Consider the following 14803-nt stretch of genomic DNA (forward strand, 5'->3'; position numbering starts at 1 on the left):
CCCTGGGTGGATCGTTCGGGAGCCGCACGCTCCCTAGCGTTGCCCCCGTGCCCAGAACCACCTCACCGGACCGCCCCGCAGCCCCGACCGGGACCGCCGCGCTCGCCCTGACCGCACTGACCAAGGTGCACGGCTCGGGGGAGAGCGCCGTCACCGCGCTGGACGGCGTCTCGCTCACCTTGGAGCGCGGCACGTTCACCGCCGTCATGGGCCCCTCGGGCTCGGGCAAGAGCACCTTCCTCAACTGCGCCGCAGGGCTGGAGCGCCCCACCTCGGGCACCGTGGTGCTCGGCGGCGCCGACCTGTCCGGCCTGGACGAGAACCGCCTGACCGCGCTGCGCCGCGACCGCGTCGGCTTCGTCTTCCAGGGCTACAACCTGGTGCCGTCGCTGGACGTGCTGCGCAACGTCGAGCTGCCCCTGCTGCTCGGCGCGGGCCGCGCCGACCCGGCGTGGCGCGACGAGGTGGTGCGCAGGGTCGGCCTGACCGACCGCCTCGGCCACATGCCGTCCCAGCTCTCCGGCGGCCAGCAGCAGCGCGTGGCCATCGCCAGGGCCCTGGTCACCCGGCCCGACGTGGTGTTCGCCGACGAGCCGACCGGCGCGCTGGACAGCCGCACCGGCAAGCGGGTGCTGGCGCTGCTGCGCGACGTCGTCGACGCCACCGGCCAGACCGTCCTCATGGTCACCCACGACCCGGCGGCGGCCTCCGTCGCCGACCGCGTGGTGTTCCTGCGCGACGGCCGCCTGGTCGACGAGCTGGTCGCGCCGACCGCCGAGCACGTCGCCGAGCGCATGACGGCCCTGGGGGAGTGGTGATGCGGACCCTCGCGCTGGCCTCCGTGCGGCACCGCCCCGGCTCGTTCGCGGCCGTGGCCGTGGCCGTCCTGCTCGCCTCGGCCCTGCTCACCGCGCTGGGCGTGCTGCTGGAGTCCGGCCTGCGCTCGGGCGTGCCACCGCAGCGCTACGCGGCGGCCGACGTGGTGGTGGGCGCGGCCCAGGCCGTGGAGGTGGTGGAGGACCTCGACCTGCGCCTGGCCGAGCGCGCCCCGCTGCCCGCCGACGCCGCCCAGCGGATCGCGTCCGCGCCGGGCGTGCGGGAGGCGATCGCGGAGTCGGCGACCGCCGTGCTCGTGGACGGCGCCCCCGCGCAGGCCGTCGGCTGGGGCACCGCGCCCCTGGCCCCGTCGACCCTGGTCCGGGGCCGCGCGCCCGCCGCGCCGTCCGAGCTGGTCCTGGACGCGGGTCTGGCCGACGCCCTGTCCGCGGGCCCCGGCGACCGGGTGCGGGTCGCGGTGGGCGGCGTGCCGCAGGAGTACGAGGTCACCGGCGTGACCGACACGTCCGCGCCCCGCAGGCCCGCGCTCTACCTGACCGACGAGCGGGCGCTGGAGCTGGCGGGCGGGCAGGTCGACGTGGTGGGCGTCCTGGCCGAGCCCGGCGCCACCCCCGAGGCGCTGGCCGAGTCGATCTCGCGGGCCCTGCCCGGCGCGACCACCTACACCGGCGTGCGGCGCGGTGACGCCGAGTTCCTGGACGCGGGGGAGGCGCGCGGCCACCTGGTCACGCTGTCCAGCTCGTTCGCGGGCACCGTCCTGATGATCGCCGTGCTGGTCGTGGCGAGCACCCTGACCCTGTCGATCGGCCAGCGCGCCAGGGAGCTGGCGCTGCTGCGCGCCGTGGCGGCGACCCCGGCCCAGATCCACCGGATGGTCGGCGCGGAGGTCCTGGTCGTGTCCGGCACGGCCGCCGTCCTGGGCGCGCTGCCGGGGATCTGGGCGGCGGGCCTGCTCCGCGACGCGTTCGCGGGCGCGGGCAGGCTCCCACCCGACTTCGCCCTCGCGCTGAGCCCCGTCCCCCCGCTGGCCGCGGTCCTGCTCGTCGTGGGGACCGCCCGCTTCGCCGCGTGGCTGGCCGCGCGCCGTCCCGCGTCGGCCGACCCGATGACCGCCCTGCGCGAGTCGGCGCTGCCCCCACCGCGGGTCAGCGCCCTGCGCGCCCGCTCGGGCTGGGCCTGCGTCGGCTCCGGCCTCCTCCTCTGCGCGCTCCCGCTGTTCGTGCCGGGGGAGCTGGCGGCGGCGGGCGCGGCGGCGTCCGCGATGCTCACCGTGATCGGCGCGGCCCTGCTGGGCCCACGCCTGGTGCTGGCTTCGGCGTCCCTGGTGTCCCGCCCGCTCACCGCCCTGTTCCCCGTGGCCGCCCCGCTGGCCCTGGCGTCGGTCCGCGCGGACGCCCGCCGCTTCGCCTCGGTGGTCGTCCCGATCCTGCTGGCCGTGACGGTGGCGGGCGTGCAGGTGTTCACCCAGACCACGGTCGCGGCGGCGGCGGGCGCCCAGTCCACCGAGGGGATGCGCGCCGACGTGGTCGTGGCGGGCGAGGCCGGTCTTGCGCCGCAGGTGGCGACCGCGCTGCGCGAGGTCGCCGACGAGGTCGTGCCGCTCGTGCGCGGCCAGGTCGCGGCCCGGCACACCACGCTGGGCGAACCCACCCTGACCCCGCTGGCCGCGCAGGGCGTGGACGCCCCAGGGGCGGTGCTGGACCTGGACGTCCGCGAGGGCGACCTGAACTCCATGACCACCGGCTCGGTGGCCCTGAGCACCCTGGCCGCGGCAACCCTGGGCGTTGCTCTGGGCGACCGCCTCCCCCTGATCCTCGGCGACGGCGCGGAGATCACCCCGACCGTGGCGGCCCTGTACGCGCGCGGCCTGGGCTACGGCGACGTGACCCTCCCGCGCGACGTCCTGCTCCCGCACACCACCACCAAGCTGGACCACCTGATCCTCGTCCGGGGCGCGGACGAACCCGCGATCACCGCCGCGCTCGACGGCTACGCGGGCGTGCGGGCCGTGCCCAGCGCCGACCTGACGTCGGCAGGACAGTCCGAACGCGACGGCGACTCGTGGACCAACCTGATCGCCCTGGTCGTCCTCCTGGGCTACCTGGCCATCTCGGTGGTCAACACCCTGGTCATGGCAACCGCGCGACGCGGCCAGGAGTTCGCCCTGCTCCGCCTGGTGGGCACCGGAAAAGCCCAAGTCCTCCGCGTGGTCGCCCTGGAAGCCCTGCTCCTGGCGTCACTCGCCCTCCTGGTGGGCGCCGCAGCCGTCCTCCCCTCCCTGGCGGGCCTGTCCTACGGCCTGACCGCCACCCCCATCCCCACGACCCCCTGGCAGGTCTGGGCCGCGATCACCACGACCACCCTCCTCCTGACCCTCGCCGCAACCACCATCCCGGCCCGAACCACCCTCCGCCCACCCCCGGTGACCCTCCTGTCCGCAGCCACCTGATCCCCGCCCCACCTGCCCCCTGCCCGCTGCCCGCTGCCCGCTGCCCGCTGCCCGCCGAGCCTTCCCCGCTCGGCGGGCAGGCCCATCCGATTGCCCCGCGTCCCGCCGGGGAACAGAAAACCCATGTCCTCCACCGAATCCCCCCTCACCCGTGCCGACCGCGAGTTCCTCACCCGCCCCCTCCACGGCTTCCTCACCACCGCCGCGGGCCCGACCCCGCCCCAGGCGCGCCCGATCTGGTTCGACCTCACCGACGACGGCCTGGTCCAGTTCATCAGCGCCCCGGACGCCCTCAAGGTCCGCCGCCTGCGCCGCGACCCCCGCGCCTCGCTGGTCGTCGCCGCTCCCGTCGAGGAGCGCGAGCGCTGGGTCGCGGTCACCGGCCGCGTCACGATCGAGCCGAGCGCGGGCCGCGACCTCTACGCCCGCATGGCCGCCCGCTACTGGGACCTGTCCGACCCGACCCGCGAGTCCGATCTCGCCGAGGTCCTCGCCCAGGACTGGGACCGCCTCGTCCTGCACCCCGAGTCCGTCCGCCGCGTCACGTTCTGAAACCCGCCGCGCGTCACAAACACCACCCCCGCCACTCGGAACTCGTCAGTGCAGCCAAAAGGGTGCTCTATCGCAGCGCGAAGACCCCTCAATGGCAATGGCCAACCCTGCCCGCCGTCAATCCGGAAAATTTTTCAGCGATCTTCCACCCCGAACCCCCGCCCGCTTCGGCACGACCACCGGCGCGGTCACCGCCGGTGGTCGTGCGCTGCGAACTTGCAGGCCAAGCACGGCTCCGTCCGCCGCAGCGGTCGCGCGTCAACCGGGGCAGAGGCGTCGCAACGCGCCCCGACCACTACCCCGAACCGCCCACCGCGCATTCCTTCGCAACGCGGAAAAAGACCATCGGCGGATGTGTTTCACGTCTCCCCGTTCACTCTTATGGTCGATCGTTAGATCGCCGTCCCCGCGCCTACAGTCCTGACGTGCCGCGTTGATCGGCGAAGTGGCGCGACGCACCGAAAAAGCCAGAAAATCAATTCCCGAAACCCTCGGGAATCGATTCCGCGCGTCCGTGGACGCCGCCCCTGGAGGTGTAGCCCGATGAAGCCCAAGATGAAGAAGATCACCGTGCGCAAGGTCGGCCCGGTCCGGCTGACCGCGGCGGCCTGCTCGCAGTACAAGGTGCCCACGCTGCCCGCCAGCTGATCACCGGGGGCGGGCGGCGACCACGCGGCCCCCGCCCGCCCCACCACCCCGGCCGACCGACGGAGCGGAAGGACCCCGCACGTGCCCGACCTGGACCGGCCGCTCCCGCTGCACCCGCTGGTGTACCTGGAGGACGGCGACGACGTGACCGTGGGCCGCAGGGACATCGAGTCCTACGCGGTCTTCCCGCCGGACGGCGCCGAGCTCGTGCGCAGGATCGCCGACGGCGAGCCCCCGGCGCGCGCGGCCACCTGGTACGAGCGCCACTACGGCGAACCGGTGGACATCGACGACGTCGTGGAAGTGCTGCACGACCTGGACTTCGTGCGCGCCGAGACCCCCGAGACCCCCGAGGACGCCACACCCGCCGCCACCACCACCACGCGGGTCCGCTGGCAACGCCTCGGCCAGATCCTGTTCTCCCGCCCGGCGATGCTCCTCTACGCCGCCCTGATCGCCTGGGCCGTCTACGCCGCGCTCCGCTCCCCGGACCTGCGCCCCACGTTCCGGCACATCTTCTACACCGAGTACTACTCGCTCATCCAGGCCACCCTCTTCGTGGCCGCGCTCCCGCTCCTGCTCCTGCACGAGTCCTTCCACGCGCTGGCGGGCCGCAGGCTCGGCCTCCCGTCCCGGCTCAGCATCGGCCGCAGGCTGTACTTCATCGTCCTGGAGACCTCCATGGACAGCCTGGTCACCGTCCCCAGGCGGCAGCGCTACCTGCCGATCCTGGCCGGGATGCTCGCCGACGTCCTCGCGGTGGCCGCCCTCACCACCGCCGCCGACCTCACCCGCGCCCCGGACGGCGCCCTCTCCCTCACCGGCCGCTTCTGCCTGGCCGTCTCGTTCGCCACGCTCCTGCGCATCGCCTGGCAGTTCTCGTTCTACCTGCGCACCGACCTGTACGTCCTGGCCAGCACCGTCCTCGGCTGCGTCGACCTGCACGCGGCCGTCCGCGGCACCCTCCGCAACCGCGTGAACCGCCTCCTGCGCCGCCCGCACCGCCTGGTCGACGAGTCCACCTGGCACCCGGTCGACCGCAGGGTGGCCCACTGGTACGCCTGGCTCGTCCCGGTCGGCTACGCGATCAGCCTGACCACCTTCGCCCTGGCGCTGGCCCCGGTCACCTGGTTCATGTTCAAGGGCGTCCTCACCCGCTTCTCGTCCGGCGGGACCCCGCTGCAGGTCCTGGACTCGTCGGTGTTCCTGGCCTTCTCCCTCATCCCCATCGCCGTCTACGGACTGCTCGCCCTGCGCGACCGCCGCCGTGGAAAGGGACGTGACCGGTGACCGCAAGACACCTGTGGGTCCGAGCGGACCGAGCCGCCGACCGCGCCGCGCACGTGGCCGCGCTGGACCTGCCCCCGCTGCTGGCGCGCGTGGACGCCCACCGCAACCTGCGCGGCCCGTACTCGGCGGCGGGCGCCCTGCTCCGCGCGCTCGCCCCCGACGTCCTCGCCGACCACCCGGACCTGGCCGCCCGCCACAACATCGAGGTCGCGACGGTCGCCCCCGAGCTGGCCGCGCTGGTCCCGTCGCCGTGGTCGAGCATGGAGTGGACGGTGAGCACCGAGGAGCGCACCCGCTTCTACTCCCGCCTGCACACCCTGAACATCGCCAACGGCCTGGCCGACCTCCTGCGCGCGACCCTGACCGCCCCCGCCACCCTGGTGGTCGACAACGCCCACCACGCCGACCCGACCGACCAGGAGTTCGTCGCGGTCCTCCTGCGCAGGACCGACCTGCCGAACCTGCACGTGGTCGTCTGCACCGCAACCACCCCCCTGGAGGACCCGAAGGGCGAACTCTCCCTGTCCCTCAAGGAGGTCCTCCCCGCGCACGCCACCCCCCTCACCGCCCCCGCCCTCCCGGACCCGCCCTACCGGTCCTACGTGGACAGCGACGGCGCCGAAGACGACCCGCGTTCCCTGGCCGACTACCACGCCCTCCCGCCCGCCGAACGCGCCGCCCTGCACGACGCCCGCAGGGCGGAACTGGCGGCGAGGTCGGAAAAATCCCTGGAGCTGGGCGCGATCCCGTTCCACGCCGAACGCGGCAGCGACCAGGAGAGGCGCACCGCCACCCTCCTCACCGCGATGGACCACTGCCGCAAGGTGGGCCTGTACCAGGCGGCGGTGGACTTCGGCGTCAGGGGCCGGGCCGCCGTGGACCGCGAGTCGGACCCGAAGCTGTGGTGGCACTTCACCGAGGGCGCGAGCACCGCGATGGCCTCGGTCGGCCGGGCCGAGGAGGCCGAGGAGATCTACCACGAGGCCAGGGCCGCCTCGGCGGACCCGGTGGTGCACATGAACCTGGCCTACGGCAGCGCCATGCTGTACGCCAGGCACTTCCCCGCCGAGCGCAGGGACTTCCAACGCGCCCGAGGCTGGATGAACCTCTCGATAGCCCTGGCCGACCAGCTGGGCGACCCGAAGGAACGAGCGTTCCACTCCGTCTTCAGCCGCAACGGCCTGGCCCTCGTCGAAGTCCGCCAAGGCAGACCGGCGGAAGCCCTGCGCCTCCTGGAGGAGGGCATGGCCAGGTTGGACGCCGACCTGGCCCCTGGCGAACACCCCCTGCACCGCTCGGTGCTGCGCTACAACCGGGCCCAGGTCAACGCCATGACCGGCAAGGTGGAGGAGGCCCTGGCCGACTACCAGGCCGTGGCCGCCCTGGACCCGGACTTCCCGGAGCACCACTTCCACGTGGCCAGTATGCTGCGCAAGCTGGGCAGGGACGAGGAGGCCCTGGAGGCGTTCGAACGCGTCCTCCCCCTCTCCCCGCCGTTCCCGGAAGTCCACTACAACCTGGGCGACACCAGGCTCGCCCTGGGCGACGCGGAAGGCGCGCTGGCCGAGTTCACCAAGGTCCTGGAGCTGGACCCGGCCCACCAGGAGGCCAGACTCAGCCGAGCGGAACTCCGCTGCGACCTGGGCGACCACGCAGGCGCCCTGGCAGACGTCGAGGCCGGCCTGGCACTGTCCCCCGACAACCCCATGCTCCGCTGCGTCCAGGCAACCGCCCTGGCCGACGCAGGCGCCCCCGACCAGGCCCGAACCCTGATCGAGTCCCTGACCACCACCCACCCCACCTGCGCCCAGGCGTGGGCGATCCGCGCAAGACTGGAGTACGAGTCCGGCGAACTCCCCCAGGCCCTGGCCGACTTCGACGAGTCCGTCCGCCTGCTGGACGCCCCGGAGGTGAGGTACAACCGAGCCCTGGTCCTGGAAGAAACCGGCGACTACACGAGAGCCGCCCAGGACTACCGCGAGGTCCTGGCCAGAACCGAGGACGAGGACGCCCGCGACCGACTGGCCCACTGCCTGAGCCTGACCTGACGCCAGAACCCCAACGCCCGACGCGCCCTCGACCGAACCGGTCGGGGACACGCCGGGCGTTGTCGCGTCCACGATTCACGGCTGCGCGGAGACCTCCCCGGCCGAACACCCCTGGCCACCTGCCAAGGGTCCGCCCGCCGCCTCCCGGAGCGCTGTCGCAGTGTGTCGAGCGAGGCCCGAACCCAGTCGCGATCACAACATCCACAGGGGTTCTGACGTGCTTTAATGGAAAGGTTCTTCAGCTTCGGCAGGCACCTCTTTATCAGCGTGACTGCACTATCCGGTAGTACCGCCGGGTGCATTCGGTTGCGGACATCCGCACCATCGGCGGGTGAGCTGCGCGCCGTACGGAACCGCCGCCGGGGCGGCTGGAGTTGGGGGGTCGGCCACGTGGTGCCACACCGCCCGATCAGCGCTCCCGCGCCGAGGTCGTCCCGATCCGAGGCGTCGCACAGGTCGTCACGACCGGCCCCGCCCCCCGCTCCCGTCCACGGCCTCGGGCTCTCCTCGCTGTGGTAGGCGGGAACCAGTGCTCCGGAACGGTCGTCTTCCTGCTCGCGTCCTCGGCCCCGGTGGGGGTCCTTGGCGAAGCGTCCCGCCTGGTGACACCGCTGTCATGGCAGAACTGCGGATTGCGCACCGGCGCTTCAGGGCGTTCGAGCCGGCGGCGCCCGGAGCGCGTCGCACCGTTCCTGGAAGGGCGCGGACGAGACCCCAACCGATTGGAAGTGGCAGATGACCTCCGGTCGCAGACGACTGCTGGAAGCGAGAACGGTCCTGTCGGCGTCCTCGGACTCCTCCGTGCGCGCCCTGAACACCCGCCGGGTGCTCCGCGCGGTGATGGTGCTGCCCGCCACCCAGGTGCAGCTCGCGCGGCGGACCGGGTTGTCCCAGGCCACCGTCTCCGGTGTGGTCGGCAGGCTCCAGCAGGAGGGCGTGGTCGAGGTCGACGAGGGCGAGGGTGAGCGCGGGAAGCGCGTGCGCGTCGCGCCCATGCGGGGCGCCGCGGTGGGGATCGAGGTGGGGCACGACCGGTTGATTGTCGCCCTCAGGCGGATCGACAACGAGGAGGTCCTCCACCAGGGCGGGAACCGCCTCGTGGTCGGCAGGGACGACCGGGCCTGGGTCGGCGAGGCCGTCCGGCTGATCGACGACCTGCTCGAGAGCACCGGCATGGTCGCCGCCGACGTCGTCTCGATAGGTCTGGGCCTTCCCGCCGCGGTCGACCCGAGGCGGGGCAGGGTCAACCAGTCCGTCACGGCCATGAAGGAGGACCTGAGGGGCAACCCGGCGACCTGGTTCGAGGAGCACTACCCCGGAGTCCCGGTCGTCGTGGACAACGAGGCCAACTTCGCCGCGTACGGCGAGTACACCTACGGCGTGGGGCGGGACGCCGAGGTGCTGCTCTTCGTCAAAGCCTCCACCGGCATCGGCGCGGGTCTCGTGATCGGCGGCACCGTCTTCCGGGGCAGGCACGGCTTCGCGGGCGAGGTCGGCCACCTGACGATGGACCCGAACGGCCTGGTCTGCCGCTGCGGCAACCGGGGGTGCCTGGAGACCCTCGTGAGCGGTCCCAGGTTGGTGGAGGAGGTGCGCCAGGCCTACCGGGGGCACCGGGTCGACCTGCCGATGACCCTCGCCGGGCTGATCGAGCGCGCACGGGCGCACGACCCGGTGTGCGTCCGCGTCCTGCAGGACGCGGGGCGCAACATCGGCCTCGCGCTGGCTCGGGTGTGCAACATCGTCAACCCCGACTTGGTCGTCCTCGGTGGCGAGCTGGGTGAAGCGGGAGATCTGGTGCGCAAGCACGCTGCCAGGGATTTGGAGCGCAACGTGCTCACGGGGATGCTCGAACACGAGCACCCGGTTGTCGTCCGGGTGTCCGAGCTCGGCTTGCTCGCGGGACCCAGGGGTGCCCTGGCGTTCGCGCTGTCGAACGAGCCTACCGCACAGCCGTCTTCATTTTGAAGGCTCTTCTCGTTTTAGCTGATCTCAGTTGCCGCCTACCGGTAGCCTGCGGCTGTTAATCGACGCGCGGGCGTAGTTCCAGGGTGGTTAACGTGAGCGGGGAGCACCAGCCGCAGTACTGCGGATTCACGTCCGGTGTTGGCGATCGGGCCCTGTCGAGGGTGCGCGCCACCGGGGCGAAGCGGTGACCGAAGGGCGGTACCCGGAACTGGGGCCCGCGGCCCCGGATGCCACGAGGTGGGCCACCTTCAACGAGGAGAAGGTCGTCTTGTGCCTGGTGAGGACGCTTACCTCAGCCATAGGGGGCCTCGCGGCCATGAAGCTCTTCGCTGGAGATGAACGAGTCTCGGTCGTGTACGCGTTGAGCCCCGGCTCTGCCTTCAGCAAGGGGGCGCGAGATCTTCTCCGCGGTGCGGGCGCCTACGTCATCAAGAATTCCAAGGCACTGCGCAAAGCTGAGGTCGACCTGGTGGTGACCGCCAGCGAGAAGATCGACTTTTCGATCTTCCCCGAAACCGTCACCTTCGTCGCACCCCACGGCCTCGGGTTCCACAAGCTGGTCCCCGACGCCGAGAAGAAGAAAGCGCGGCGGTTGTCCGGCTTGGTCAAGGACAAGCACCTGCGCGACTGCGTCGTCCGGCAGGTCGTGACCCACTCGAACCAGCTGGAGCAATTGCGGAAGGTCACCGAGCACATCGAGGGCAAGACCGAGCTCTGCGGAGATCTGAGCTTCGAGATCATCAGGGACAGCGCCCACCGGAGGAGGGCCTACCGCGATGAGTTCGGTCTGAAGCGCGGGCAGAAGCTGGTAGTGGTGACCTCGACCTGGGGGAGCCGGTCATTGCTGAGACAGGCGAGGGAACTGATCGGCCGCCTGCTCAACCGGTTGCCCAGGGAGGAGTACCGCATCGCGCTCGTGCTGCACCCCAACGTGTGGGCGCGCAAGGGCGAGGGTGCTGTGATGACGGACCTCGAGCGCGAACTGGCGGGCGGCGCGCTGCTGGTGCGTCCGGAGCAGGGGTGGCACGCCGGGATCGTGGCCGCCGACCTCGTCATCGGTGACCACGGGTCGGTCAGCCTCTACGCGGCGATGAACGGCACCCCGTTCCTGCTCGCGGCGGCGGGGGACGAGGTGGTTCCGGGGACCTCGATGGCCGCGCTTGTCGAAGGCGCTCCACGACTGCGGTCGGGCGACGACGTCCTGGCGCGCTGCCGTGCTGCGATGCTGGGGGAGGGGCAACTCGACGCGCAAACCTTGCTCGACCGGACCATCGAGCAGCCTGAGGGGGCCGCTGCCCGGATGCGCGAGTTGTTCTACGGGGCGCTGGGGCTGTCGCTGCCCGCGGCCCCACTGCCGAGGTACGCGGCTCCACTGCCGCTGCTCTGTCAAAAGCCCGTCGAGGCCAGCGAAGTCCGCACCATGCTGCACGCCCAGTCGACCGTGATCGTCAAGTCCTGCGCGAGCGTGTACTTCGAGGACCGCGATGCGACTGAGGACGGCTGGGAGCGTCACCTTTCCGTGCCTGCGAAAGGATCGAGCCTGCACCACAGGCGCGACGCGTCGGTCATCATCGACGGCGAGCCCTGCCCGCCGGGGGAGGTGTCCGAGCGGCTGGACGAACTGCGGCAGCACAACGGGAATTGCCGGATCGTGGTGGTCCGCGAAGGTCCCGAGTGCGTCGCGGAAGTCCTGGGTGGAAAGCGCTATCGGATCCAGGCCGAGGGGGAGGTCGAACCGGTCCAGCAGGCCGCCGTGCTCTACGCCCTGCTCGTCGGTGGTCTCCCGCTCACCGGTCACTTCGCCGTGCGGCTCGGCGAGGCGCAGCACAAGGTCACCATCACCGCCCTGTGAGTCCGCCCTGCCGGTCACCCCGGCTCGCTCAACCTGGCGATCTCGGCCTCCACCCCGGCCACGTCGGGCGCCCCGCTGGCGCGCCTGATCTCGACCACCCGCTCCAGGTTCTCCCGCGCCACCCCGACGTCGCCCTCGTGCTCGGCGACCACGGCGAGCGCCTCCCTGGCCTGGGACTCGTAGTGCGTCGCGCCCGACTCCGAGAACGCGCGCACCGCCTGCTCCAGCTCCCGGTGCGCCGCAGTCAGGTCGCCCGACCGGAAGTAGGCCGTCCCGAGGCTCACCTGCGCCCGGTTGGCCATTCTCGGATCGTTGATCGAGACGAACATCCGGTGCGCCGCCAGCAGCACGTCGAGCGCTTCCTGCTGCTGATTCTCGTCCGAGCTCATGGCGCACCCCATGAAGTACATCGCTAACGCGGAACCGCGTTTTTCCCCGGCTTCGTCGTTGCGCGCTATCGCGTGCCGGTAGGCCGCTATCGCGGAGGGCACGTCCACTTTCTCCCGGTAGCGCCCGATGAACTCCCACACCGAGGCGATCAGGACCTTGTTCCCCGATTCCTCGGCGAGGCGGAGCGCGACGTCCAGGTGGGACTTGGCCAGCTCCAGCTCGTCCGTCTCCACGTACGCGCGCGACACCACGCTGCGCAGCCGCGCCTCGGCCTCCGGGGCGCCGCCGGCGTTCGCGCTCGCGACGCCGATCTCGCCCGCGACGAGCCAGTCGTCGGTGTAGCGGCGGTTGAAGTAGAGGACCATGAGCGCCTCGGCCAGCTCCCAGACCGCCGAGTGCCACCCCAGGGAGTGCATGGCCCGCAGCACCCGCAGCAGGTTCGCCCGTTCGACGACCAGCCACTCCAGCGCGTCCGCGGCCCCGCTCGGCCCGCTGAACGGGTTCGTGGTCCCGATCAGCCTGGTGAGCTTGGTGGAGATCCGCGTGCGCTTGCCCATCACCGCCTCGTCGGCCAGGGCCGCCTTGGTGGACAGGTGCTCGCCGATCCGCGCGAGCACGGCCTCGCGCTCCTCCGGCGAGTCCTCGTCCGCCGCCCGTCGGGCCGCGTGCAGCCGGACCAGGTCGTGCCAGGAGAACCTGTGCCCGTCCTCCGACGGGTCGACCATGGAGGCCTCCACGAGCCCTGCCAGGGCTTCGTGCGCCTGCTCCTGGTCCGCCTCCAGCAGGACCACCACGACGTCGAAGGTGAAGCTCGGGAACCCGGTCGTGCCCAGTCTTCGGTAGAGCCGGGCCGACAGCGGGTTCAGGTTGCGGTAGGTGTTGTCCAGCACTCGGGTCACGGGGCGTGCTCCTCGCAGAGACAGTGCATCCAGTCGCCTGCCCTCGTCTACCAGTTCGCCGACCAGTTCCGCGAGCGCCATGCGGGGGCGCGTCATGAGCCTGCTGGCGATGATCCGCAGCGCCAGCGGATAGCCCCCGCAGAGCTCCACCAGGCTGCTCGCGGCGTCCGGGTCCTGCTCCAGCCTGGCCGGGCCGCAGACCGCCCGGAGCAGCGACGTGCCGCTTCCGCGGTCCATCGGGCCAACGCTGAGGTGCCGGGCGCCGTCCAGGGCGAGTTCCGACAGCCGGTCCTGGCTCGTGACCAGCACCGCGCTCCCGCCGGAGTTGGGGGTGAACGGCGGGACCTGGGCGGGTTCGGTCACGCCGTCGAGCACCACCAGGACCGGGTGGCCCGCGGTGCTGGAGCGGAAGACGTTCGCCCTGCCCGCCAGGCTCGTCGGGATGTGCTCGTGGCCGATGCCCAGCGCCAGCAGGCACTCGACCAGCGCGTCGCTCACCGGCGCCTCGGAACCGCTGCGCATGGTGGCGAGGTCGACGTGCAGCTGACCGCCGGGGAAGCGGTGCCCCTCGGCGGCGACCCACCTGCGCACCACGGCCGACTTGCCCATCCCGGACAGGCCGGTCAGCACGACCACCCGCCCGTGCGCCTCGGGCGAGGCCAGCAGCGCGTCCCCGAGGCTGGAGAGCTCGCTCTCGCGGTTGACGAACCCCGACGGCGGTGCGGGGACCTGGCGGGGGCGGGAGTGCCCGGCTCCGTGGAGGGAGACGTTCCCGCCGATCGAACCGACCTGCACGATCGTCGCGCTCTCCGCGTGCGCCCTGTTCTGGACCGAGTGGAGTGGCACGCGGTGCCCTGCGGTCGGTTCGCTCACGGCCGCTCCAGGGGATTCGCCGAATACGGTGCGATCACCGTAGCAACGCCCTTGCGGTCCGTGGTCCCTTTATCGCGCGAGAAGTGATTTTTTCAGCCGTAGTGGTGAGTTCAACCTGAAGGTCGCACACCTTTGCGCCGGATCCGCTCTCGCGTTTTTTTGATTGATCCATAGACGTGGGATGCGATTGTTGCAGCTAGGCGTTGTCGGGGGGTGCGCTTCCGCGCAACAGGGGGTGCGAACGCCGAAGGCGGGGGCTCGCCCACACGAGCCCCCGCCTCCGGTCCCGCACCTCACGCGCAGCTGCGCGCGTCCATCCAGAACAGCGACCGCGACCCGGTCACCGCCCGCTGCTCGGTCACCTTCGCGATGCCGTTCTCCACCCGGTAGCTGGTGACCGTCCCGTCGTAGTTCCCGTCGAAGCCCGCCCGCACCGCGCTGGCCACCTTGAACTTCCGCTCCGCCCCCTCGCCCTCGCACCCGAAGTACGACAGCGCCGAGATCCCGCCGCCCTCGTGGAAGCGCAGCGCCGCACCGGTGTAGTCGTCGCCGTTCGTCACCGGCGACAGGGCGCCGTAGTGGTAGCCCCACGCGGTGTAGTGGTCGGTGTTGGCGCCCACCAGCTCCTTGACCACCACCTCCTGCCTGCCGTCGTCGTTCAGGTCGACCACCTGCACCGGCTGCACGCCCGCCCAGCCGTCGGCCGTCGTGAGCGCGCTGACCGCGACCCCGCCGATCACCGCGCTGATCCGCTGCCTGGCCGGGTCGTCGGCCTTGACCAGGTCGACGGTGATCCGCTCCGCGTTCCCGTCGCCGTCCAGGTCCGCGAACGCCGTCCTGGTCGTCGCGTCGGCCGACGCGTCGCCGCCGCTCGGCACGCCGTCGGCCGACGCGATCCCCTGGAGCAGCAGTGCTGGCAGAGCGGCCAGGGCGAGCGCGGGCATGGCAAATCGAGCTCTCATCGTTGTCCCCCAACAAGAAGAAAGAACGCCGCCTC

General features: G+C 72.0%; 9 protein-coding genes. 7 read left to right on the forward strand and 2 right to left on the reverse strand.

The genetic code is table 11. The features are described from left to right. The first annotated feature begins 47 nt into the window (after positions 1–47). From AMIR_RS13810 to AMIR_RS13840, 7 genes are all read left to right on the forward strand, one after another. Entirely contained in the window at positions 48–818 is a 771-nt protein-coding gene (locus AMIR_RS13810) for an ABC transporter ATP-binding protein (RefSeq protein WP_015801581.1), read from the forward strand. After that, positions 818–3286 (forward strand): ABC transporter permease, encoded by a 2469-nt coding sequence (locus AMIR_RS13815; protein ID WP_015801582.1) that lies wholly within the window; start codon positions 818–820, stop codon positions 3284–3286. Before AMIR_RS13810 ends, AMIR_RS13815 begins: the two co-directional genes overlap by 1 nt. Positions 3287–3409: 123 nt before the next feature. Further along, positions 3410–3838 carry a pyridoxamine 5'-phosphate oxidase family protein gene (locus AMIR_RS13820; RefSeq protein ID WP_015801583.1) on the forward strand — a complete coding sequence of 143 codons (429 nt, stop codon included), beginning with the start codon at positions 3410–3412 and terminating at the stop codon, positions 3836–3838. Positions 3839–4567: 729 nt separating this feature from the next. Beyond that, a complete protein-coding gene (locus tag AMIR_RS13825; protein WP_015801585.1) occupies positions 4568–5776 on the forward strand; it encodes a hypothetical protein in 1209 nt (402 codons plus the stop codon). Continuing rightward, positions 5773–7824: a tetratricopeptide repeat protein gene (locus AMIR_RS13830; RefSeq protein WP_015801586.1), complete on the forward strand. Its 2052-nt coding sequence runs from the start codon at positions 5773–5775 to the stop codon at positions 7822–7824. Before AMIR_RS13825 ends, AMIR_RS13830 begins: the two co-directional genes overlap by 4 nt. A 735-nt stretch (positions 7825–8559) precedes the next feature. After that, entirely contained in the window at positions 8560–9792 is a 1233-nt protein-coding gene (locus AMIR_RS13835; protein ID WP_015801587.1) for an ROK family transcriptional regulator, read from the forward strand. A gap of 352 nt (positions 9793–10144) precedes the next feature. Further along, positions 10145–11644 (forward strand): hypothetical protein, encoded by a 1500-nt coding sequence (locus AMIR_RS13840; RefSeq protein ID WP_143760720.1) that lies wholly within the window; start codon positions 10145–10147, stop codon positions 11642–11644. Between the two features lie 14 nt (positions 11645–11658). Here the strand turns inward: AMIR_RS13840 and AMIR_RS13845 are convergent, their stop codons facing one another. Next, positions 11659–13779, reverse strand: a complete 2121-nt coding sequence (locus AMIR_RS13845) for a tetratricopeptide repeat protein (RefSeq protein WP_143760721.1) — start codon at positions 13777–13779, stop codon at positions 11659–11661. A 320-nt stretch (positions 13780–14099) separates the two neighbouring features. Beyond that, entirely contained in the window at positions 14100–14768 is a 669-nt protein-coding gene (locus AMIR_RS13850; protein WP_143760722.1) for a hypothetical protein, read from the reverse strand. Between the last annotated feature and the right edge of the window lie 35 nt (positions 14769–14803).

The organism is Actinosynnema mirum DSM 43827 (assembly GCF_000023245.1).
Lineage (GTDB): Bacteria > Actinomycetota > Actinomycetes > Mycobacteriales > Pseudonocardiaceae > Actinosynnema > Actinosynnema mirum.